Origin of the sequence: Ligilactobacillus murinus (assembly GCF_003288115.1) — a bacterium.
Taxonomy (GTDB): Bacteria; Bacillota; Bacilli; order Lactobacillales; family Lactobacillaceae; genus Ligilactobacillus; species Ligilactobacillus murinus.
This window is the reverse complement of the sequence record NZ_CP023565.1, coordinates 2225250-2247408: the sequence shown is the minus strand read 5'-3', so window position 1 is coordinate 2247408 and position 22159 is coordinate 2225250. Positions and strand designations below refer to the sequence as shown.

At 34.8% G+C, this 22159-nt stretch carries 24 protein-coding genes; 5 read left to right on the top strand and 19 right to left on the bottom strand.

The window, feature by feature from the left end:
* Nucleotides 1–166 precede the first annotated feature (166 nt).
* On the top strand, nucleotides 167–295 hold the full coding sequence (locus tag CPS94_RS11750; protein WP_269148574.1) for a nitroreductase family protein: 129 nt from the start codon (nucleotides 167–169) through the stop codon (nucleotides 293–295).
* 85 nt (nucleotides 296–380) lie between these two features.
* Here the strand turns inward: CPS94_RS11750 and CPS94_RS11840 are convergent, their stop codons facing one another.
* From CPS94_RS11840 to CPS94_RS10905, 18 genes are all read right to left on the bottom strand, one after another.
* Complete coding sequence (locus tag CPS94_RS11840) at nucleotides 381–485, bottom strand: winged helix-turn-helix transcriptional regulator (RefSeq protein WP_112193224.1); 105 nt, start codon at nucleotides 483–485, stop codon at nucleotides 381–383.
* Between the two features lie 95 nt (nucleotides 486–580).
* Nucleotides 581–1852 (bottom strand): sensor histidine kinase, encoded by a 1272-nt coding sequence (locus CPS94_RS10985; RefSeq protein ID WP_112193226.1) that lies wholly within the window; start codon nucleotides 1850–1852, stop codon nucleotides 581–583.
* A complete protein-coding gene (locus CPS94_RS10980; RefSeq protein ID WP_112193228.1) occupies nucleotides 1849–2577 on the bottom strand; it encodes a LytR/AlgR family response regulator transcription factor in 729 nt (242 codons plus the stop codon). Before CPS94_RS10980 ends, CPS94_RS10985 begins: the two co-directional genes overlap by 4 nt.
* A gap of 42 nt (nucleotides 2578–2619) precedes the next feature.
* Nucleotides 2620–3375: a hypothetical protein gene (locus CPS94_RS10975; RefSeq protein WP_112286512.1), complete on the bottom strand. Its 756-nt coding sequence runs from the start codon at nucleotides 3373–3375 to the stop codon at nucleotides 2620–2622.
* Between the two features lie 5 nt (nucleotides 3376–3380).
* Nucleotides 3381–4205 (bottom strand): ABC transporter ATP-binding protein, encoded by an 825-nt coding sequence (locus CPS94_RS10970; protein ID WP_112193232.1) that lies wholly within the window; start codon nucleotides 4203–4205, stop codon nucleotides 3381–3383.
* Nucleotides 4174–5838 carry an ATP-binding cassette domain-containing protein gene (locus tag CPS94_RS10965; protein ID WP_112193234.1) on the bottom strand — a complete coding sequence of 555 codons (1665 nt, stop codon included), beginning with the start codon at nucleotides 5836–5838 and terminating at the stop codon, nucleotides 4174–4176. The genes CPS94_RS10970 and CPS94_RS10965 overlap by 32 nt, the downstream gene beginning before the upstream one ends.
* Nucleotides 5839–5847: 9 nt before the next feature.
* Complete coding sequence (locus CPS94_RS10960) at nucleotides 5848–7077, bottom strand: radical SAM/SPASM domain-containing protein (RefSeq protein WP_162626450.1); 1230 nt, start codon at nucleotides 7075–7077, stop codon at nucleotides 5848–5850.
* Nucleotides 7064–7477, bottom strand: coding sequence for a hypothetical protein (locus CPS94_RS10955; RefSeq protein ID WP_112193238.1), 414 nt, complete (start codon nucleotides 7475–7477; stop codon nucleotides 7064–7066). The genes CPS94_RS10960 and CPS94_RS10955 overlap by 14 nt, the downstream gene beginning before the upstream one ends.
* A gap of 18 nt (nucleotides 7478–7495) precedes the next feature.
* Nucleotides 7496–7984, bottom strand: a complete 489-nt coding sequence (locus CPS94_RS10950; RefSeq protein WP_238145419.1) for a CPBP family intramembrane glutamic endopeptidase — start codon at nucleotides 7982–7984, stop codon at nucleotides 7496–7498.
* A 501-nt stretch (nucleotides 7985–8485) separates the two neighbouring features.
* Nucleotides 8486–8956: a nucleoside 2-deoxyribosyltransferase gene (locus CPS94_RS10945; RefSeq protein ID WP_112193242.1), complete on the bottom strand. Its 471-nt coding sequence runs from the start codon at nucleotides 8954–8956 to the stop codon at nucleotides 8486–8488.
* Between the two features lie 595 nt (nucleotides 8957–9551).
* On the bottom strand, nucleotides 9552–11369 hold the full coding sequence (gene glmS, locus CPS94_RS10935) for a glutamine--fructose-6-phosphate transaminase (isomerizing) (protein WP_112193247.1): 1818 nt from the start codon (nucleotides 11367–11369) through the stop codon (nucleotides 9552–9554).
* Nucleotides 11370–11499: 130 nt separating this feature from the next.
* Nucleotides 11500–13554, bottom strand: a complete 2055-nt coding sequence (locus tag CPS94_RS10930; protein ID WP_112193249.1) for a BglG family transcription antiterminator — start codon at nucleotides 13552–13554, stop codon at nucleotides 11500–11502.
* 120 nt (nucleotides 13555–13674) lie between these two features.
* Complete coding sequence (locus CPS94_RS10925) at nucleotides 13675–14826, bottom strand: mannitol-1-phosphate 5-dehydrogenase (RefSeq protein WP_191981811.1); 1152 nt, start codon at nucleotides 14824–14826, stop codon at nucleotides 13675–13677.
* Entirely contained in the window at nucleotides 14826–15266 is a 441-nt protein-coding gene (locus CPS94_RS10920) for a PTS sugar transporter subunit IIA (protein ID WP_112193253.1), read from the bottom strand. Before CPS94_RS10920 ends, CPS94_RS10925 begins: the two co-directional genes overlap by 1 nt.
* Nucleotides 15267–15278: 12 nt before the next feature.
* Nucleotides 15279–17039, bottom strand: coding sequence for a PTS mannitol transporter subunit IICBA (locus CPS94_RS10915; RefSeq protein ID WP_112193255.1), 1761 nt, complete (start codon nucleotides 17037–17039; stop codon nucleotides 15279–15281).
* A 250-nt stretch (nucleotides 17040–17289) separates the two neighbouring features.
* Nucleotides 17290–17586 carry a cupin domain-containing protein gene (locus CPS94_RS10910; protein ID WP_112193257.1) on the bottom strand — a complete coding sequence of 99 codons (297 nt, stop codon included), beginning with the start codon at nucleotides 17584–17586 and terminating at the stop codon, nucleotides 17290–17292.
* Entirely contained in the window at nucleotides 17567–17698 is a 132-nt protein-coding gene (locus tag CPS94_RS11745; RefSeq protein WP_004050403.1) for a hypothetical protein, read from the bottom strand. The genes CPS94_RS10910 and CPS94_RS11745 overlap by 20 nt, the downstream gene beginning before the upstream one ends.
* Before the next feature lie 36 nt (nucleotides 17699–17734).
* Nucleotides 17735–19525 carry a hypothetical protein gene (locus CPS94_RS10905; protein WP_112193259.1) on the bottom strand — a complete coding sequence of 597 codons (1791 nt, stop codon included), beginning with the start codon at nucleotides 19523–19525 and terminating at the stop codon, nucleotides 17735–17737.
* Nucleotides 19526–19688: 163 nt separating this feature from the next.
* Between CPS94_RS10905 and CPS94_RS10900 the strand changes: the two genes are divergently transcribed.
* The 4 genes from CPS94_RS10900 (at nucleotide 19689) to CPS94_RS10890 (ending at nucleotide 21244) form a co-directional block, all read left to right on the top strand.
* The gene (locus tag CPS94_RS10900; protein ID WP_112193261.1) at nucleotides 19689–20525 is read left to right on the top strand and encodes a helix-turn-helix domain-containing protein; all 837 of its coding nucleotides are present in this window, start codon (nucleotides 19689–19691) and stop codon (nucleotides 20523–20525) included.
* A gap of 101 nt (nucleotides 20526–20626) precedes the next feature.
* Nucleotides 20627–20782, top strand: coding sequence for a transposase (locus CPS94_RS11395; RefSeq protein WP_162626448.1), 156 nt, complete (start codon nucleotides 20627–20629; stop codon nucleotides 20780–20782).
* A complete protein-coding gene (locus CPS94_RS10895) occupies nucleotides 20743–21078 on the top strand; it encodes a helix-turn-helix domain-containing protein (RefSeq protein ID WP_112193263.1) in 336 nt (111 codons plus the stop codon). The genes CPS94_RS11395 and CPS94_RS10895 overlap by 40 nt, the downstream gene beginning before the upstream one ends.
* Nucleotides 21050–21244: a hypothetical protein gene (locus CPS94_RS10890; protein ID WP_112193265.1), complete on the top strand. Its 195-nt coding sequence runs from the start codon at nucleotides 21050–21052 to the stop codon at nucleotides 21242–21244. Before CPS94_RS10895 ends, CPS94_RS10890 begins: the two co-directional genes overlap by 29 nt.
* Nucleotides 21245–21671: 427 nt before the next feature.
* On the opposite strand, the gene CPS94_RS10880 is transcribed toward CPS94_RS10890, so the two are convergent.
* Nucleotides 21672–22151, bottom strand: coding sequence for a hypothetical protein (locus CPS94_RS10880; RefSeq protein WP_112193269.1), 480 nt, complete (start codon nucleotides 22149–22151; stop codon nucleotides 21672–21674).
* Nucleotides 22152–22159 lie beyond the last annotated feature (8 nt).

Below are 22159 nucleotides of genomic sequence, written 5' to 3'. Positions count from 1 at the left end.
TTTTTATGCATCGCGATATCTGACCTTGCCTAAGAATACTTCTGCGTGGTCGATCTATGACTTAGGTGCTTTTGGGCAAACCTTGATGCTGGCAGCTGTTGCTCGAAAAATCGATTCAATACCAGCGTGAGAGATCGTCAAGTATCCAAGTGTCGTTAAAAATATCATGCAGATCCCAGATGATAAACAACTCATAATGGGGATCGCACTAGGTTATCGCAACCAAGCAACAAAGATCAACGGTTTTTATACTGAGCGCAGTGAAGTTGATAAGTTTTTAACTTTCAAAGACTAAATGTGACAACTTAACTTATAGAGACGATCCAAAGAGGACCTACCACGATGCAATGGTAGGTCCTCTTTGGATCATCTCATGCTCTTTAGTTTAAGTTATCCAAATACTGTTCGCCCCGATCGCATAATGCTACTACGAGCGAAACTATACTATTCCCCAATTCAGTCAACGAATACTCTGTTTTACGCATTTGAGTAATAAGCCGATCACCAATCTTAGCATACAAATAAAGTCAAAAAAATAGATCAAACTTGACGCAATAAATTTTTCTGGCACCACTTTACCTCATCTTTCATCGCACATTTCCTGTTTACCCTTATTTAAAACTGGTAGTACCACAAAGGCTGTAAATTCTCCATTTACGGCTTTAAAATCATAATACCCGTTATATTTAGCAACTCTTCTTTTGATACTCCTCAGCCCAATTCCTTGGCGTCCATATCTTTTAGATGATCCAACCCTAAGTTTATTATGATTTTGCTGGCGTATTCCCGAGTAAGGATTTTTCACTTTAAATATAAGCTTACCTTCCTTAAATGCCAACATAATTTTTATAGACTTCTCACTTGGTGTGGCCTCAATTGCGTTATCCAATATATTTCCTAAAATTGCGCAGATATCTATCTCCTGTTTACTAAGATCCAAATCACTGGGAACTTGCAACTTTAATTTATAATCTATATTTTTTAATGTCATTACTTTTATCTTCTGACTTATAATTGCATCTAAAGCTAAAATTCCTGTATGTTTATTCTTGAGTACAGTACTTTTAGAAATATCAGCTACCAACTCTTGAATTTTTCTATGATCTTTTCGTTCTGCATAGTATGCAATACTTGCTAAAATATTTTTCAAATCATGTCTCAACGTTCTGATTTCTTCTTCTTGTTGCAAAAAATCTCTAAAAAACTCTAACTGCAACTTCTCAAGTTGCAACATTTGTACTTGATAATTTTTGGCTGTTAAATAGTTATATAGATATAAAATAGAAACATTGAACCATAGCAACAATAAACAAATAACCAGCAGTATCCCACTGTTATGGATCAAATTCAACACTAAAAAAATTGACGATAATATTGGTGCTTGCATTAAAAGCAAATATTCCTTGATCGAAACATCTACTTTATTTTCAAATTTAAAATTTCTCAGGCATTGAATCAGCATAATAAAAAAAATAAGAATAATTGCATACATTCCCAAGAAAAACAAACTAGCATTTCCACTTACTACCATGTAAAGTGCCTGCCCAATATTTTCTTGGATCAACAGAAATGAACTTAAAAAACTATAGTGAAATATTTTTTTATAGACTGATCCTCGTAGGCACCACCACATTATTAAAAATAATATTGTGAACGTGATTCCTCTGCCACCATATGTTTTTGTTCCTATATTCAACGAAACTTTACTTATAAGTATTGCCCCAAACAATATACTGCCTAATTTTATACTGGTTATTTTGAATTTAAAGAAGTAACCTAAATAAATATAAACCGTAAGTGCTTGAATAATGATCACTACTATCGCCAAAATCATATTAATGCTATTACTCATATCCCCGTACACCTTTCAATAAATTTGGTATACGCTTTCTTAAAATCTTGTCTATTTCGGCGGCTAATATATACGACCTTCTCATTTATTAATGTTATCTGATCACCAATTATCCCTGTTATATAATTTAGATTGATTATCACACCACGATTGACTTGAAAAAAATAACTGCTTGGTAAAATTTTCAGTAGTTCTTTTAACTTGAAATAAAATTCAATTTCAGACTCGTCCACTGACCTAACTTTTACTTTTCGACCTAATTCTGATGAAATCACAACAATATCTCTAATTCTCAACTGATAATGTTGCTTACCAATTTTATAAAAAAGGTATTGATTATGGTGATCCAATTCAAATACAAGCTGTTGTAAAATTGGCTCCATTTTCTCACTGTCGATCGGTTTTAGCACATATCTAAACGGTAAAACCTCAAAACTTTCCAACATATAATTATCATATCCAGTTATAAAAACGAGCAAAAATTCTTTCTCCAACGCTCGTAATCTTTTTGCTACTTCGATCCCATTTATCCCTTGCATTTCTATATCCAAAAAAATGAGTTGATAATTATTTTTTGGTTCACTCATAACATTTAACAATGTTTCTGGTTTAAAAAAAACATCTATCTCTATCTTTCTATCTATAGTCGCAAAAAAGTCTAAGATTATTTTTTCTGTAATCCCTGTTTGCTCAACATTATCATCACAAATAGCTATTTTGTACATTGAATCACCTCTAATCTTAATTTAATTATAACATTTCATACTCTAGTATTCCTTTTTTTCAAATTGCTTAACTGTTAAAAATATAAGGCCACTGCACAAAAACTCCAATTCAACATACTGAAAAATCACTCTTGATAATGTAAACTTATAGTTAGCTACAACTGTAAAATATCCTGGAATAAATGCACTTGAGCCAGAGATATATGCCAATAGCATACACAATAAATAGACTCCCATTCCTGAAAGAGTTGCGACAATTACACCTGAATTAATTGAAAGATAAAACGTTGTCATTAGCAAAAAAAATATAAATAATAAGCTTGCAATTGATACCAAAATTGATTCTAAATTATAATTGTGGGTTACAAAAATAGAGCTGTAGCCTTTATTTGTTCTAGAAAGAAAAACTATATACGTACAAATTGAACAAATAATATTGGTTATATAGAATAACATACACATGAGCAAAATTGCTAAAGCTTTCCCTACTATTAAGTTCTTCTTATGCTTTATTCTTGTTACTTCTAACAACATTTGCCCTTCATTTATTTCGCCTCCTAAAGTTGTAGCAGCTATAAATAATAATAGAATCAATGGTATTGTTAACATAACAGTAAAGCTCCACATACTTGTGGCAAATGTTATCAGATCTAGCTTAGCTCCTATTAAAACTATTTTCCATTTAAAATATGCTCCCATCCCATACAACAAAGGTAAAAGATTTAAGCATAGTAAAGAAACTAAATATTTTTTCTTGTAAAATTTATAAAATTCAACTTTTATAATTTCTTTTAGCAACTTCCTCACCTCACAAAAACATTCTCTAAATTTTTTTCAACAGTAACTTTCAAAATTGTTAATCTTTCTTTGGAAATTATTCTAAATAATTCAGATAACTTCCCATCATCATTAGCAATCAAAACTACATTTTTTTCTACTATTGCAAAATTGGATAAAATCGATCTTACTTTATCCGGGATATATGATAGCCAAATACACAGTTTGCTCTGACTTATCTCTAAGTAACGCTGTAACTTCCTATCTTTGATAACAAGAAAATAATCACAGATCCCTTCTATTTCACTAAGTTGGTGCGATGATATCAAAACAGTTACCCCTAACTGACTTCGGATCTTCTGAATATATTCAATAAACGATTGAACGCCCACTGGATCTAGTCCAACAAATGGTTCATCTAAAATTAAAAAATCAGGCTCCTCAAGCAATGCCAAGGCTAAACTTAATCGCTGTTTCATCCCAAAAGAATAATCTTTTACCTTCCTTTTATCATTAGGCAAGCCAACAAATTCTAGTAATTCCTCAACACGTGTTACCGAAAGCATGCTAGGGCCATAACTGCCTATCAATTTTAAATTCTCTGCACCTGATAAAAATTCAAATACTTTACAATCCAGTAAAAATCCAAACTTCACTCCTTCTTTCTTCTCGATGTTGCCACGTGTTGGTGATGCTAAGCCTAAAATCAATTTCATTAAGGTAGTTTTCCCACAACCATTTCGTCCTACTAGTCCAACAATCTCCCCACTTCTAATTTCAAAATTTACATTCTCTAGAACAACCTGAGATCCATACTGCTTAAATAGCTTCTCCACTTTTAGAAGAGTCATTATTTTTCACCCCCACAGACATTCTAGCTTCATATTCACTCTTGCTTACAACTTTCCCATCTTTTAAGTAAATTATTTCATCCATTTTATTTAAAAATTCTTCATCTGAGCTATGTGTTATACAAATAATTAATTTACCTTGCTCTAGTATATAGTCTTGAATCATTATTTTTGTTTCGTTATCAAGAGTATTTTCAAACTCATCCATCAATACAAGTGAACTATTACTAATAAGTGTCCTAGCTATATTTATTTTCCTTTTCTCACCACCTGACATACTCTCACATGCTATCTCAGACATCCTTTTATTATTAAAAAAACATTCAGATATATTAACCCTTCTCAATATCTCATCCAGTTTTTCACGTAAATCTTCCCTACCTAAAAGAATATTTTCTGATAAATTTTTTCCAAAAATCGCTGATTCTTGTGGTAAGAAAGATATGTCAGCTATTATCCTTCCCTTTAGACCTTCTCCATTCACAAATATATTTCCTGAATAATTTTTCCTTATTCCTAAAATAACTTGGAATAAAGTACTCTTTCCACTACCATTCTCACCTATGATTGCGTATTTTTTTCTATCATTGAATGTCAGAGTAACATTATCCAATATCTTGCGCCCATCATCCCCATTTAAAGATACATTCTTTAACTCTAAAGTTTCTATTTTTTTATTATAATTTTCTAAATACTTAAACTTCCTTCCATATTCCAGCAAATTATCCAATTTTTCTCTTATACTTTTACTTCCTTTAATCTCTAAAACTGCTATTCCAATCTGTTGCATAGGCATGATCAACATATTTGAAACCTGTGTTACAGCAACTAACTGTCCCAAATTTACTTTACCAACTATAACCCCAGCCCCGGATATAATTAAGCATAAAATTATAATTGTATATTGAAACAGTGCACTAAGCTGATTTAATTTTCCATTTGTTATACCTAATGCCTGTGTATGCTCTTCTAAAGTTACTAATTTTTGGGTAAATTCATCAGAAAATTGCTTTTCTAGCCTATATCCTCTAATTACCTCCATACCCGTCAATATCTCTTTTATTTTTGATAAAAATTCAGAATTTAGTTTAGAATTTTTATCAACCATATCATTGACGATTTTTCCTAAAATTATCGGTAATATTAGAGAAAGCATTCCTAATCCAAGGACCAGAATTGTTATGAGTGTACTAACACTCAATAAATAAACCATTCCAATTATCAAAATAAATATATTAGCAATAAATTCCCATACATTGTTTAAATAATATTGTTCATAGACATCCATATAATATTCAAAATAATTTATCTTTTCACCTATAGATACTTTTTGAATATTCTCAAAATCAGTATATAAACAAAAATTCATCAACCTTCTTTTCATCTCTATATGGATTTTCTTTTGAATTATTGATTGTAGCCTAATTAACCAGTAAGTCATAAAATAGTTAGACAGTATAAAAAATACAAATAATACTACTGACAACTGAAAAATAAACAAATCATTGTTTTCTATAGAGCTAATAAACAATTGAATGATCAACGCAAAAGAAATATCTATTCCCCCTACAACTAGAGAGAGCAGTACAAACAAAATGATTTTATATTTTTGTTTTAGAAGTATTTTTCTCATATATGTTACCTATTGCCCAAAGATTTCCTTAGTTGTATCACTATAATAATCTCTAAATAATTCACAATACGGATCCTGAGAAACAACATTTCCATACTTCATGTATGATCTTGCTCTACATCCTCCACCGCAAAAATATCTAAATTGACATTCTGTACAATTTCCACTTAATTTATCAACACTTAAGTTTCTAAATGTTTTTAATTTATGTGAATGTTCTAGAATATACTTTAAGGAATTTTTTCTAACATTTCCTAAACAAAATTCTTCATACATCAGCATATGACATGGATAAACATTTCCATCAGTCCCTACTGAAATCATTGTTTTACCTGCACCACAATAATTCTCTGCATGAAATTTTTCAAAAATACTGCTATCTTCAATAGCCATATCAGTATTTTTCATAAATTGACTAATTGTTCGCAAATCTTTATTATTTGGCAAATAATTAAGCAATTCACCTTCAAAACATGCTGATAATATACTAAAACTAATTGTTACACCTAACTTATCAGCTAACTTGACATATTCTTCTAAATATTTTGAGTTTAAATGATGTATGGTTGGTAAAATATTCACATTGTTTCCAGTTTCTTTTAGCCATCCAATAGATCTCATTATCTTATCAAAAATATTTGGATCTCTTAAAAACGGTTTTCCCTCTGAACAATAAGTATCCAAAGAAACTGAAACAGTATCTATATACTTTGACAGCTCAGATAAAATCTTCTTGTTAAATATTGTTCCATTTGTAATAAGGATAAGATTAGGGAATTTACAATCTATTTTTGCATATCTTACTATCTCAATGATATTCCTAGTAAGCAATGGTTCACCACCCGAGAACACCAAATTCTCTACTCCTACATCCCTAAGTTGAAAAATTGCCTGTTTTATCTCTTCGGTGGTCATATCTTTATACTTATTTCTTTTTTCGTCTAACGAGTAACATCCAACACAATGTAAATTACATTTGTTAGTTAAATGAATATAAGCTGATATTGGAGCTTTCCTAGCCACAAACTGCTTTTCAGAAATAAACTCGTTATCCTTTAAAAACTCAAAAAACTCTTTTTCTTCACCATTTAACCCGTCTTTAGAGATATTCCCTTTCCTTAAATTATCTAATAATTCTACAGCTTCTCTAGTGACACCAGCTACCACTCCATTATCGAAATTAAATAATAATTCTGTATTTTTTGAATGTAAGACTGCAATATTATCATTTATAAACACTATTTCCACCTACCTTACTAAATAATTTTATCAATACAAATTCTAGTAAAAATAACATAATAAACGAAGATATACCAAAGTCTAAACTAATATTTGTTACCACAAGTCCATCAATATTTTGAGTCAACATTGCTGTATTTTTTTCTATAGAGGCTAATGTACTATTATCAACTCTAAAATAACTAAACAGTAAAATAATAATTACAAAAGTAACTGCGGCTATAAACGTAGACATACTTTCTCCAATAGGTCTAATTATGCATACAGAAAAAACTGCGAATAAAATTGCAGGAAAAATAACAACAAACAGAAAGAAGGTCAATAAATTCAGTTTATCTACTAGTAAAAAGACTATAATCATATTCAACATAAATAATGCACTTGATATTTTCTTTACCATCCTTATCCCCCATATACTTTACATAATTGAAATACAGATATTATACGTAGCATGAATTATTGTTGGATATATTAATTTTTTAAATTTTATCTTTATACAACAAAACACTACTCCTAACGGAAATCTATACAATAAGTTATTTATTATTTCCTCCCCCATATGACCAATAATGGCAAATAAAAAGCTACTAATTATTAGAGCAACAATAATATTATAATTTTCCCTTATATCATCAAATATTATTTTTCTGTACAAATATTCTTCTGAAAATGCTGCTCCTAAAAAATGAATTGACATAAAAAATAATGTTTGGGTTTTCATAGTAAAATACATAATAGCTATAAACGAAGCTACTATAATTAAATCAACTTTATTTGGAGTTTCGTATACAAATTTACTTTTTCGATATTGTTCAATTAAATATGGAAATCCTGTTAATGCTAACAACACAGGGAGAGTTAATCTCACTAATATATTTTCAAAGGGAAATATACTTACAACTAACATGATGAGCACTAATATACTTCCCGATAAGACTGACAGCATAACAGGATAGAAAAGTTTATCACTGTGTCTTCTTATCACTTCTCAGCTCCTACTAATTAACACCAAGCAAACAATTTTACTTGGTGTTAATTACGATCTCTTATACATCACTCTTAACTTCTTTGATATAATGGCCAACGGATCCACAAACGATATAACCAACAGAGATACATCCAGTTTTTTTCACTTTCTTCTTAGTAAAAAATTTAATCATTGTAAACACCTCCAAATATAAAATCCAACATCTATAGTGTTGCTATGCTCAGTATATTCAATAATTAAACTGAGATTTCTATATTGCTGTATTTTGTACCTCATTATGTAGTAAGCGGTTAAATTTACTGAATTAGATATTTTTAACACATTATTTGTTCCATAAGTTCTTGTATAAAACTAAAAAACATGCCTATACCATTTGATTTATACTTACAAAATGGTATAGACATGATCTACATAGTTATATTAATATACTGCCCCTTCATAGAAGTTGTAGTATGGTTTATTGAAATCAAAATCCGCTAGTTCGGAGACTTTGATGACTGTATCAGCAACGCCAAAACTCATCAAGTTTATTGGCTTACCGTAATCTTCATCTGGGATCACCAATACGATATATTTGCCTAAACCCTTGGCTAAGCCTAACTCGACCCCGCAACCGATATCTTCTTCATCTGGTAGATAAGTACATAAGAAGATGTCTGAACTCTTGATCCCGACACAGTCCCCGTTGAACGTTGCCATTTGCCATTCTTTATCTTCTAGTAATTCAGGGTGTTCATCCACGCGCAATCCCTTATATTGATGCGCCAAAGGAACATAACTGTCTGCATCATTTATCGTCTTGTTTTTCTTGATCGCTGCCATTACTTGTTCATAGGCTGCATTTTGCTTTGGGGTGAACCACCCAGCTGCAAAATAAACTGTTTTTGCCATCTTATTACCACCCTTTAACAATATATATTTATTATCATATTTTTATATAAATATTTCAAATCAGTGGTCAGATACCTAGGCTAAAAGATCACTAAAAACTTATTCACACCGTCGCTAATGCTTATTTTACTTTGAAAATTTTTTCTAGATCTATGCTCTATTTGTTGTTGTGATCTACTATTTGTCTCTGCCAGTGAGCTCAATTCTGAAAGTCCCACCATCAATAAAATGATAAAGATGATCACGACTATGATCCCTATAAAAATATTATTGTTGTTTTTCACTGTTACCCTCTTTATTAATGATATTTTATTCGATCCACATCTTAATATTGTTCTGATTTTTTAACTAATTATCTAAGTGTTCCCCAAAAATTGCCAATACTGCTTTTATCTATCCTATATTCGTTCATTTACAAAAAATAATACTTCGCTAAATAAACATCTTATCATAAAATTCATTTTCTTTAAACTAAATTAAAATAAGTAAACATCATAAACACAAAAAAGCTTAGGATAAACGCCTAAAACGTTGACCCTAAGCCATTAAAAAAGCCTGCTTCCATTTTAGGAAACAGACTTTTACATAGATAATTTTATTCAACAGTTACACTCTTAGCCAAGTTACGTGGCTTATCCACGTCATAACCACGTTGTAAACTTACATAGTAAGCCAACAATTGTGTTGGTACGACTGAAACAAGTGGTGATAACAATGGATCAACTTCTGGTAAGATGATCTGATCACCTTCAGCAGCTACATCACGGCTGGAGATGAATAAGACATTTGCACCACGCGCGATAACTTCTTGTGCATTGCTTCGTGTATGAGCAGCAGTCTTAGGATCAGTGATGATCGCTACGACTGGTGTACCTTCTTCGATCAAGGCGATCGTGCCGTGCTTTAATTCACCTGAAGCAAATCCTTCAGTTTGAACATAAGAAACTTCTTTTAGCTTCAAAGCAGCTTCTTGGGCTAATGCATAGTCCACACCACGACCGATATAAAAGGCGTTGCGTGTTGTCGCAAACATATCTTGGGCGATCTTTTCAATGTCACCTTTTTCATCAACTAATTCTTGCATCCCGTTAGCAACTTTTGTCAATTCACCTGCAACATCAAAGTCCTTAGCCGCCTTGATGTTTTTGGCTTCACCATAAGCTTTGACTAAAATAGCTTCTAAAGCGATCTGGGCGGTGTAAGCTTTAGTTGAAGCAACCGCGATCTCAGGGCCAGCGTGTAACAACAAAGTATAAGTTGCTTCACGTGAAAGCGTTGAGTTAGCCACATTGGTGATCGTCAAACTTGGATAACCCCATTCATTAACTTGTGTCAACACTTGGCGACTATCAGCTGTTTCCCCACTTTGAGTCAAGAAGATAAAGAATGGCTTTTCAGACAACAATGGTGGGTTATAAGCAAATTCAGAAGCCACATGAACTTCAGTTGGAATATGAGCTAATTTTTCAAATAACTCTTTCCCCACTAAACCAGCATGATAACTTGTCCCAGCAGCTACGATGTATAAACGATCTGCCTTGGATAGAGCATCCAACAGTTCTTGATCGATCTTAACTGAGCCGTCTTCGTTAACGTATTCTTGGATCAAAGTGCGCATCACACCTGGTTGTTCATCGATCTCTTTTAACATGTAATATGGATAAGCGCCTTTTTTAGCAGCTTGTGGATCCATATCGATATGGAATGGTTCACGCTCTACGGCATTGCCAGCTGGATCCATGATCAAGATCTTGTCTGGTTCGACTACTACGACTTCACCATCCATCAATTCGATGAAATCATGAGTTTGTTCAAGCATCGCTGTAGCATCAGAACAAACAACGTTGAAGCCATCTCCCACCCCAAGTAACAATGGACTCTTGTTTTTAGCTACAAATAACTTGCTTGGTTGTTCTTTGTCCATCAATAAGAATGCGTAAGATGAACTTTCATCAACTAAGCCTAAAACCTTACGGAAAGCAGCTAAAGTATCCATCCCTTCAGCGGCAAATTTACCGATCAATTGCACGATGATCTCTGTATCTGTATCACTCTTTAATTCAACATCTCCTAAGTATTCATCGCGCAATTGGCTAAAGTTACCGATCACACCGTTATGAACTAAGAAGAAACGTCCATCGGCTGAAACATGGGGGTGCGCATTTTTAACACTTGGAACTCCGTGTGTTGCCCAACGTGTATGGCCGATCCCAGTCGAGCCTTTGACTTCTGGACCAACTAAAGCACGTAGATCCGCGATCCGACCTTTTTCCTTAACTAAAAAGCCATCACCTTGTTGGTCATTTACATAGATACCAGCTGAGTCATAGCCACGGTATTCTAATTGTTGTAATCCATCTAATAAAATATCTGTTGCATTTTCATTGCCAGTTACGCCAACGATACCACACATAATTCAATACCTCGCATTTTTAAATTGGTATATACCTTAATTATTATTTTCAAATCTCATAGAAGTTAGTTACATCAAGTAACAAGACTAAATATAGCGCAATGAAATTCTTCTGTCAACTAATATATATTTAAATTGGTATACCAGCTTTGATTTCTTTTAAGAAACGTTTAGCCAGCTCACTTTGAAGTGCTTTTTGATCTCCTTGTTCAAATAAAGCCAAGGTATCATCATTTAGGATGATCATACTGCTGATCGTTCCTAAAGCATCTTGTTCGATCTGGGACATATTTTCTGGTGCTAATAAAACTAACATGCGCTTGACGACGATCGGGCGTTGATCCATCGCTTGCATCGTGATCGGTTCAGTCAGCTCGAAAATCGCAAAATGACAACGTTTGATCGCACAACTAGTCGTATGCAACAAAGCTAACGAACTATCCGGCAGACCGATCGGAGCTAAGCGTTGTCTTTTCTCTAAAGCAGTTACCGCCTCAGCTTCATTCAAAATAATATTGTTGCCGATCTCACCTACGAGCTTTTCAATGGTCTGTCGCAGATCAAATCCAGTATTATCGACTTTTTTGACCTGTAACTCATTGACTAATTCAGTGCAAAAAAAGGCTGTCGCTGCGATAAAGCTCAAAGTTTGCGGCAATTTACCGTTGAACTGCTTGTTTTTTCTAGTCGCTACTTTAGCAAAATATTTACGCTGGTAATCTTTGATATAGGTCTTTAATCGCATAAGTTCTTCTTTGGTCAATAATGGACTAACGATTTGATATTCACGCGGAAATCCCGGTAAGCGTAGCGTCGACAATACAATATCATATTCTCCTAGCTCAAGCTCATTTAGTTCTTGGATCCGCGCAAGTTTGAAATGCTTGACTTGCGGGAGCTCTTTTTTCAAACGTTGCTTCAAAATAGAAGACGTCCCGATCCCGTTTTCACAAACGATCAACACTGCTAACTTATCTGAGCGCTTGGTTTCTACATATTGACTAGCAAAATATAATAAGATCAGTTGTAATTCAGTCTCACTGATCGTTTGTTCAAAAAAGATCTCCTTCCAAGCTCGTTTGACACAAGCAAATAATTCTGGATGATCATTTTTTATCCGCGCTAAAGTCTCGATCCGAACATTTGGCAGACCTTGGTGCGGCTGTTTTAAGAGCGTTATCACGTGGCGACTGAGTTTTTTAAAAAAGACTAGATCACGTGAAAAATCAAATTTCATGTCCTGCGAGACTAGTGCGATCAATGCCTTAACTTTGAGAGAGACTGCTAATTCATACTCATCAGTATAGGTAAAACTCTTGGCATTTTGATCACCTTTTTTCAGTTGATATGCTAAATAAGTGAGCTCATTTTGTTCAAGCTCTTCATCTACGGCACTCAAAAAAGCATAGACTAAGGCTTGATAGCGCAAGAGTTGGTCTTTTAGCTCTACTTTTACGGGATGCTTTTTACTTCGCACCAAACAGATCGCAAAGAGGATAACTAATTGCAATACTTGATGATCCGAAGTGACCTTTAATTTTGGTAAAATCTTTTGTTCCAAGCCTTGATAACATTGTTGTAATAGCTTTTTAGGCAATAAGCGTAAGAAAAAGTCGGGTACGATCGTTGTTTTATCATCTAGATAAGCAAAAAATTGATAATCATTGAGTTCATTCAACATGATCTCACTTAAAAACTGACGCCGTTTGAGTTCAGTCGTTTCTAGCCAAACACCTACACCTTTTTGGCGTTGCAACTTGATCGCAAAACTAGCAAATGCTTCCTCTAATCCACTTAGATCACGTTGGATCGTCCCTTCACTAACGTCCAATTCTAACGCTAAACTGATGATCTTTTGCGGTTGGTCAGCTAATAACAGCAAGGCTGCCAAAGCATTTTGGCGACTCTTTGGCTTAAGTGGTTCAACTAGTTCGGTCTGCATCCCTAATATCACTTGTAATTGCTTCAAAGCTACATTTTTGCCCACCAAAACATAACGTCCTTGTTCATTTTGTAAATTTAGCCCGAGATGTTGCAAATACAAACTCAATTCATTAAATTCCCGATATAGCGTACGTCGACTGACTTTGGTGATCTTACTCAACTGTGAAAGTGCGATCCCCTCGGGAGCATTTTTCACCAACTCGCCCAAGATCACTTCCTGGCGCTTGGTCAATCTTACCACGTCTCATCACCTTGCTTTCTCATCGTCCTTCCTCCAGTATAACCTTTAATTTTTTATGTTTAAAATATTAGGTAATAACACAAAACTACCACCCCAAACTAAGGGTAGTAGTCAGCAAAGTTATCGTTCACACTGCGCTTTTAATTCTGCCAGCAGTGTAGCATCTTTTTGTTTATCTAACCCAGTTGTTTGGTAGATCACCTCGATCAAAGGTAACGTCGTCAACATTTCTTTTAGCTGTTGGCTTTCTGGATCAGCCGGATCATTGAAGCGATAAATATCACTGGCTGTCTTTAAAAGTGCTTGATAGCTCAAACCGTGCAACTTAGCTTCTCTGATCGGACGAATGAAGCGTTCGTCATAACCCAACTTGCGGATCGGTGTTCGTCCGACACGCGTGATCTCATCTGAAAGCTCCGGATTTTCGAAACGTTCGATGATCTTTTGTTGATAAGCTTCCAGTTCAGCGCGCTCAAAACCCCATTTGGCTAACAATAATTCCCGCGTCTCGGCTAGTACAGCTTTAACTTGGTCTAAGACCCTTTTATCTTTTATCGCCTCACCGATCGTGTCATATCCGTAAACTTGCCCCGTGTACGCTACCGTTGCGTGTCCCGTGTTGACCGAGAACAATTTGCGTTCGATATAAGGTTCAAGCTGCTTGGCATAGTGGACGTCTTTTAATTTTAAAGCCGGATCTTTTAGTTGACTTTCATCAATGACCCATTCTTTAAAGGGTTCAACGACCACAAATAACGGATCGGCATGGCTTTGTTGCGGGACGATCCGATCGACCGCTGCATTTGGAAAACCGATATATTCATCCGCAAAAGCTTTAGTTGCTGCGTCTAAGTGCTTATAGACCTCGGTTTTTAAGAATTGCGAACCACCGATCATATTTTCACAAGCGATTACATCGATCTTTTGATAATTATCATTTTTTCTTCTGAGTTTGATCCCAGCTGCGATCAATGGAGCGATCAAAGGTAAAATCTTGGGTCCGATCGCTGTGGTCACGATATCTGCTTTAGCAAAAGCTTGGGCTACTTTGGCAGGCTCTTTTGCATTATTTATCCCAGCGACCCCAGTAACTTTAATTTGTTTTTTAGTTGGTTCTGCTAGTTGGATAAGGTATTCATGTTTTTCATTCAAAGCTGTGATCACTTTTTCATTTACATCAACAAATGTGATCTCAAAACCATTTTTCGCTAATACTTCACCAATGAAACCCCGTCCAATATTTCCTGCGCCAAAATGTAATGCTTTCATTATTATCCAACCTCTTTCAATAAATTAATGATCTCTGCTTTAGTTGTGGCATCCGCCAATTTTGCTACGTTAGAAACATCGCTACAATACAAGGCGATCTGTGATAACAGCTCTAAGTGCTCATTATTTGCCCCCGCGATCCCAAAGACTACTGTTACTAGATTTTCCACTTGTTCATCATTGCTAAAATCTACCCCTAAAGGTACTTGGACCACCGAGATCCCGGTCTTTTTGATGAAACGTTTCCCTTCATCCGTACCATGGGGAATCGCGATAAAATTGCCCATATATGTTGAAACATCTTCGTTTCGTTTGATCATCGAATCGATATAACGCTCATCAACACAGCCTTCTTTGACCAATAATTCACCGGCTAAGCGGATCGCTTCTTTTTTGGTCGCTGGTGCTTGATCTAACAAGATCATATTTTCTTTTAATTCCATCTCTAAAACCTCCTAAGCTAAACCAGCAATGATCTGAGCTAATTTTTCGTCAGTCAACAGATCAGAAACTACGAGCACTTGAACCTTGGTATAACGGATATCTAAGTTCTTTTTAGCTTCCTTAGTGACGATCACTAAATGATCTGAGCTATCTACCAACTCGTCTAAGCGAACTGCTTTGACTGGTACTTTTTTACCCGCTTTATGCAAGCTATCTTTGAAAAGACTAACTGCCATCGTTGAGGTTCCGATATTTTGATCATGTCGAATGAAGTTGATCTCTTTGATATTAGAAAGTTCAAGTTCTGAACCAGTAGTAGCTTTAGGCTCAGCGCCAGTCTCTTCATTGATCAAGGTCTCAGTTTTTAAGCGCGCGATGATCTCGTCATACCGCGGACTGTTTAAGAAATTACCAACTTGAACATGTACAGCACTTGGGGTTTTTTGGGCTGCGCGTTCAGCTAATTCCACTTGAGTTACGACTAATAGATCAGGTTCATCTTGTAAGCGACTGACAGCCGTATTTGTGACCGAAACATCTGTAATACCTGCTTTTTTGATCTTATCTCGCAGTAAAGAAGCTCCCATCGCCGAAGAGCCCATCCCAGCATCACAAGCAAAAATGATCTTTTTGATCCCAGAAAAATCAGCTGGTGCCAAGTTAGTTGGTGTTTCTTTTCCTTTTGACTCCGCTTTCATTTGTGCCATCTCTTGTTGCTTAGCTTCAAATTCATCAGCAGTAGAGCGGTCATGTTTCAAAATGATCGCTGCGATGATAAAGGACACCACAGCCCCGGTAGCTACACCGGCTAGTACGCCAAGATAGCTACCTTTTGGCGTCATTGCTAGGATCGCAATGATCGACCCTGGGGAAGCAGCGGCTTTAAGACCAGCACCAAACATTTGGAAAGTAAATGTCCCTGTCACCCCACCGGCGATCACGGCTAAAAACATCGCTGGTTTCATCAAGATATATGGGAAATAAACTTCATGGATCCCACCGATGAACTGGATGAAAGCAGCTCCTGGAGCCGAACCTTTAGCATTACCCTTACCAAAGAACGTAAAGGCTAACAAAACACCTAGACCCGGGCCTGGGTTAGATTCAAGTAAGAATAAGACAGATTTACCAGCACTTGCGGCTTGTTGGATCCCTAATGGAACTAAGATCCCGTTACCGATCGCATTATTTAGGAATAAAACTTTAGCTGGTTCGATAAAGATATTAGCTAAGGGCAGTAAGTGAACTGAAATGATCCAGTCAACACCTTCACCCATCAGCATACTACCGGTATTAACGACCGGATTGACTACATAGACCCCAACGATCGCTAAGAGCATCCCCATGATCCCACTGGTAAAGTTGTTATAGATCATTTCTAACCCCGAACGCACTTTATCTTGGAAGATACTGTCTAATTTCTTGATACACCATCCACCAAGCGGTCCCATGATCATCGCTCCAAGAAACATCGGAACTTGTGAGCCAACAACGACCCCGATCGTCGCGATCGCCCCAACGACCGCTCCTCGCTCTTCATAGACCATTCTTCCCCCGACATAACCGATCAAGAGAGGCAATAAATAATTCAACATTGGGCCGATAAGTTCAGCGATCTGTTTATTAGGGAACCAGCCCTCAGCCATAAAGATCGCTGTGATAAGTCCCCATGCAATAATGGCAGCAATATTTGGCATCACCATTCCTGAAAGTGCAGTTCCTAATTTTTGGATCCGAGCTTTAAGTGATGTTTTGTTCTTTGCGTCATCCATGTCGTAATACCTCCTGTTTATGTTTACAATTTAATCTTAAATTCCAAAGTATGCGCTTACAACAAAATCCAAATGCACTCGTGTCACACTCAGTTGTGCCAACTTGCAACGCAAAAAACGTGTTCGACGATGTAATCAGCGCCATATAAATAACGAGGACCCCACCGTAAATTGGTGGTGCCTCGTTATTCACTAAGCGTTGCATCATCGAACACGTTTTAGCTATGTTAACATCAGTAAATACTCTAACTTACTTATTCAGTTTCATCTTGATGACCATCAATTCAGCATCAGTTTGCGCTTTTAAGGCATGCTTTTCATTGGGTTTCATTTTAACGAGCTTGCCTGGATAGATGATCTCAAAATCCCCAGTTTCAGTATAAAATTCTACCTTGCCCTTGATCGATACTACTATTACATCATAATCAACAAAATGTTGCGGTACTGCCTTATCCTTAGCAATAACTAAGTGTGTGACTGTTAATGTTGGTCCTGCGACCAGATTTTCCCACAGCTCAATATTAGGATCACCTGTTAAAAATTCCATTGATCTTTCTGTTATATCCTCCATATTTTTTCAAAATACCTTTTAAGATCGCACACAATTTTGATACTGGTCCAAACCCAAAGTTCGTTGTTACAGCAAGTACTTCTTTCATATAAATCTTCTCCCTCTCGTATCAGTTTATTCAATACTAATTCTCAACTAAATTAAAAAAGCAACGACTAATGGCCAAACCTGCATTTTGAATCACGATCAACTTTAGATAATAACTTTGCAGTGGAATATCTTTATCTATCTTGATTTTTCCATCTATTACTACCGTTCTCAGAGTGTTAAAGCGAATTTTCTTTAATTGTGTTTTTTCTACATATTTTTCAATGTAACTAGGTACTTGAACTAATATAAACACATCTCCTTTATATTGTGGTGTTATCTCAATTTTATAATTTATCTGTAATCCTTTTTCATTGTACTCATCACAGCTAAATTTTATTTGAGGCATTCCTATCATAGAAACTAATTTATCACCACATAAATAGCAATAAGTCGCATTTAATTTAAATACATTAGATGTTTCTGGCAGATAATCACAATTTTTTGCTATCCTTCCACAATCGCAAGTAACATCAGATATACTACTTTTATTCATTACTGAGCGATATATATTGAAACTATCAAAGTCAGCAAGTTGGTCACTTGAGTTTTTTTGAAATAACATCCCCATCTCTTTTGAAAATGGGTTTACACGATTACGAAGTTCCTTCTCAAATTTTTCTGTATCTTCACTCTCTGTGCCAATTGTTCCTCTCCTGGTATATTGCATTGTTTCTGTTAAAATTTTTCTAGCCCACTTTTTAATTGGGTGTGTACTATCCAACATTGTTGAACTAGAGAAAATCGATAGTCTGGATAAGATCAATTTTGTCAAAACTGTTTCTCTAGCTACTGGAGAGCTCATTTTTTTAGCAGGAATTTCGTCAGGAAGACCAATAGTTACAAGTGAAACAAACGGCTGAATATCACTCAAACTCTCTTGAAGCTGATCACTAATATTATTCATATCAGATTCTTGCAATATTAAACTCAATTCCGGCAAATCAGCTGATTGAACTGCTAAAGATGCTACAATATTTCGAACAACGCCATCAATAGCATTTAAAACCAAATTGTACCTAGCACCGTATAATCTGGCATCACTAAATGGAAAATTGCTACAGGATAATAGAAATACCTTTTCTGCTTTTATTGAACTTAACATGATCGCCTTTTTTTCATCTTTAAAGAATTTTTGTCCCGGATGCCCCCAAGACGGTGCAAATTTTCCATCCCACTTAATACATCTATTAAACCCATGAAGTGTAAAATCATTTAAATTAAGATGATCTTCTTTGCCATGTCCGTGAAATACAAGTACGTTCCATTTATTTCTTTCTAAAATCTCCTTTATGTTTTCTACACTGAGTTCTTGACTCCCAAAAAGATTCCAAGCAACTGTTCTTTGTTTAAATTGTGGTAATTTTTTGTATGAAAATACTCCGCACTTTTTAGCATTACTTCTTAAAAATTGCTTACTTACCATCCAACTCAAAGATGACAAATCTCTCCCTAATAACAGATACACCGCGATTCCTTGTGCTCTACAGTGCTCTAAAATTTCCAATACTTTTTTTTGAGTAAAGTCTTTATATAAACCGATAATAAGTAGCGTAGAAGCTTGTTTCATCTCTTCAAGCGTATCTATCCACTTTCTACAAAAATCAGCATTCATAGTATATGACATCACCTCTCTTGATAAAATCATACCTAAATCACACTTAACAATTTGTTTAAACATGTAATCATTCATACTTAAATTCCGACTAATTTTTAATAAATCTTCCCGTTTTGGATCAATAAATAAAGGAATTTTTTCTTGATCAATTGAAAAATCTTTAAATTTTTCAAAATATAACTTTTCGTCATTAATAATTTCAAACATCATAATTCTCCATTCTCAAAATAAACTGTTTACTTTCAAAAAAATTGCACTATAATCATCAGTAACCAACACAACTCAATCTCGTTTAACGTATTCTAGCACTCGTGTTTCATATTTTCTCTATACATAAACTAAACTCACACTTTTTTGATTGGGGGAGATTTTTATGGAATTTGGTAAAGTTCTAAAACAGATCAGAATTTCACGTAACTTGAAACAAACAGACTTGTCACAAGATTTTTTATCGCGTACCTCAATTTCAAAAATCGAAAATGGAAAGCAAATCCCGGCTTACGACACCGCAGTTAAATTAATTAATAACCTCGGATTAACTCCAATGGAATTTGATTATATTGCCTCAGGGTATAAGTGGGATAAAAAACAATTACTTATTAATGAGTTCATCGAATCGGTTCAATATCACACAAAAAATCTTGATGAATTGCAAAAAAAATGTCAAAACTATCTTGAATTTCATAATGATACTGATATTTTCCATATTCGTTTAACACTATTGTCGCTACTTGAATACAACCATAACATTTCTGTATCTACAGAAAATGCAGCATTGGTTTGGTCTGATTTAGAAAAATTCAATACCTGGAACAAATTAGATCTTTTTTTAATTAATAGTATTCTTCAAACATTTCCAACAGCTACTGCCATCAACATCTCTAAGTATGCTCTCAACATTGTTATTAAAAAATATCCTCATTTAAAATATCTACAAGCTTCTCTTTTAAGCAACTGCGCTAAAATGTTGATGGCTGATAATAACTTTATGGAGGCTAAAATTTTCTTTTCTCAAACACTACCACTCTATCAGGCGCTATTTAGATATGATCTGCTATTGCTCACTAAATTATATCTTTCATTGTGTGATAATAATTTTACGCAAGCACAAGAATATCTAAGTTTTTTAAAAAATATCGGAGCTACTACCTTAGCTGATACTGCATACAATGAATTTGTTCGAGTAAAAAAATTACGCTATAAACATTGAAATAAAGAAGCCATATGAAGTTCTAATTCTAAAAATACTAACTTCATATTGAAGTGAACCCCCTAAATTGGACAAAAGAATCTAACTTAGGGGGTTTTACTATGACTAAATTTTCTTTTGAGGATAAGTTGGTGGCTGTAAATATGTATCTAAGAGGCTATGGAAGTAACACAGTAGCTAAAGTTTACAAAGTGAAGAATCACTCAAATATTCTTATATGGGTCAAACGATATCAAAATATAGTATTGATGGGTTAAAAGTTCGCCACCCTAAATACGATTACGATGGAAATTTTAAGCTCAACGTTTTAAACCGGGGGCATAAGGCTTCCTATCTGGAAACAGCACTTCAGTTTGATATAAGTGATCCTGGAACGATCGCGACTTGGCAACGTAATTTGGATACTGAAGGTGTTGATACCTTATTTACTAGAAGAGGACGGGCTAAACACGTGACGACCAACAATAATAAACAAGCAGAAAAATCAGAATTATCTGAATTAGAACGTTATGGAGGTTGGGAGCATGGCTCAGATAACGGTTTATTTGTGTGAAAAAGATGTCGAAAATTTGAAAAGGTTGGTTGCGGAATTCGACAAGAAAGAATTACTACCGAGAAGCAATCGGAGTACGGTAACTGAAAAAATTTTGATGGACTATATCGAAATGATGTCCGAAACGAAAATCGAAAAAGGTAAAAAGTATTCGATCGAAATTTGATATTTGAGTACGCGGAAAAACATGCGCAATCAAAAACGGACGAGAGCGAGCTGGAAAAAGAAAAGTTGGCGCTATTCGATAGCTACATGGAGCGTATGCTAGCTAGGAGAGTGAAAATTGATCGTTTGGAAACTGAACTGAAATCTTTGGAAAGTTATGTCGATAGTGAGAAATATGAGTCGAGAGAGAGAGTGTTTTAGATCAATACAAAAAACAGCGTTTAAAAAACAAACGCTGAATTGTATTTGATTATTTATTTTTTTTGTCTAGCAGATAAAATATTGGGGTTTCTATGATTATGCATATTATTGCGAAGTATATTATAAAGCTTTCTTTAGTTTTAAGATAATATACTAGCGCTATAGTTATAACAGTAGCTATACCAAAAAGTGTTTTTATCCAAAATCTCATTTTAAATTCCTGCTCTCTAGTTGATAACATAGTAATCGATTTGTCTTAATGACATTGCTGCTGCAGATTTCATAACTATCTTAACTCTTTTGCCTTGGTAATACGCTTTAGTTATAGCATTTCGGAAGTTTGGGTTTTGAAAACCACTTAATCCGAGAATTGCTCCTGTTATGGGATGTCTAAATCCGATGAATGTTGATAATAGTGGTACTGCCTTATCTAGATTATTCAAATTATGAAATATTTCTCTAACAGTATTTTTAGATAAAATTTGTGTGTCGGTATAGTTTTGTGAGATCGATCTAAAAGGACTTGGGGTTATGGTTATAAAATCAGTGCCGATCAATTCTTCTTGAGAGTCGGTGGTTGCCACAAGGGTAGTTGTATTGTTTTCATGAAGTGGTTCATCGGCGTATACAGTATCATTGCTTAGTGGAATTGATATTATGAAGTAGGCTAACGCTAATATTAACGGCAATTTGGCAAATTTTTTCATGGTAAATA

What these genes read in the sequence shown, in the direction of transcription:
- CPS94_RS11750 (WP_269148574.1), top strand. Translation starts at nt 167, where the DNA reads ATGCAGATCCCAGATGATAAACAACTCATAATGGGGATCGCACTAGGT.
- CPS94_RS11840 (WP_112193224.1), bottom strand. Translation starts at nt 485, where the DNA reads ATGCGTAAAACAGAGTATTCGTTGACTGAATTGGGGAATAGTATAGTT.
- CPS94_RS10985 (WP_112193226.1), bottom strand. Translation starts at nt 1,852, where the DNA reads ATGAGTAATAGCATTAATATGATTTTGGCGATAGTAGTGATCATTATT.
- CPS94_RS10980 (WP_112193228.1), bottom strand. Translation starts at nt 2,577, where the DNA reads ATGTACAAAATAGCTATTTGTGATGATAATGTTGAGCAAACAGGGATT.
- CPS94_RS10970 (WP_112193232.1), bottom strand. Translation starts at nt 4,205, where the DNA reads ATGACTCTTCTAAAAGTGGAGAAGCTATTTAAGCAGTATGGATCTCAG.
- CPS94_RS10965 (WP_112193234.1), bottom strand. Translation starts at nt 5,838, where the DNA reads ATGAGAAAAATACTTCTAAAACAAAAATATAAAATCATTTTGTTTGTA.
- CPS94_RS10955 (WP_112193238.1), bottom strand. Translation starts at nt 7,477, where the DNA reads ATGGTAAAGAAAATATCAAGTGCATTATTTATGTTGAATATGATTATA.
- CPS94_RS10950 (WP_238145419.1), bottom strand. Translation starts at nt 7,984, where the DNA reads ATGTTAGTTGTAAGTATATTTCCCTTTGAAAATATATTAGTGAGATTA.
- CPS94_RS10945 (WP_112193242.1), bottom strand. Translation starts at nt 8,956, where the DNA reads ATGGCAAAAACAGTTTATTTTGCAGCTGGGTGGTTCACCCCAAAGCAA.
- glmS (WP_112193247.1), bottom strand. Translation starts at nt 11,369, where the DNA reads ATGTGTGGTATCGTTGGCGTAACTGGCAATGAAAATGCAACAGATATT.
- CPS94_RS10920 (WP_112193253.1), bottom strand. Translation starts at nt 15,266, where the DNA reads ATGGAATTAAAAGAAAATATGATCTTGTTAGATCAAGCACCAGCGACC.
- CPS94_RS10915 (WP_112193255.1), bottom strand. Translation starts at nt 17,039, where the DNA reads ATGGATGACGCAAAGAACAAAACATCACTTAAAGCTCGGATCCAAAAA.
- CPS94_RS10910 (WP_112193257.1), bottom strand. Translation starts at nt 17,586, where the DNA reads ATGGAATTTTTAACAGGTGATCCTAATATTGAGCTGTGGGAAAATCTG.
- CPS94_RS11745 (WP_004050403.1), bottom strand. Translation starts at nt 17,698, where the DNA reads ATGAAAGAAGTACTTGCTGTAACAACGAACTTTGGGTTTGGACCAGTA.
- CPS94_RS10905 (WP_112193259.1), bottom strand. Translation starts at nt 19,525, where the DNA reads ATGATGTTTGAAATTATTAATGACGAAAAGTTATATTTTGAAAAATTT.
- CPS94_RS10900 (WP_112193261.1), top strand. Translation starts at nt 19,689, where the DNA reads ATGGAATTTGGTAAAGTTCTAAAACAGATCAGAATTTCACGTAACTTG.
- CPS94_RS11395 (WP_162626448.1), top strand. Translation starts at nt 20,627, where the DNA reads ATGACTAAATTTTCTTTTGAGGATAAGTTGGTGGCTGTAAATATGTAT.
- CPS94_RS10895 (WP_112193263.1), top strand. Translation starts at nt 20,743, where the DNA reads ATGGGTCAAACGATATCAAAATATAGTATTGATGGGTTAAAAGTTCGC.
- CPS94_RS10890 (WP_112193265.1), top strand. Translation starts at nt 21,050, where the DNA reads ATGGCTCAGATAACGGTTTATTTGTGTGAAAAAGATGTCGAAAATTTG.
- CPS94_RS10880 (WP_112193269.1), bottom strand. Translation starts at nt 22,151, where the DNA reads ATGAAAAAATTTGCCAAATTGCCGTTAATATTAGCGTTAGCCTACTTC.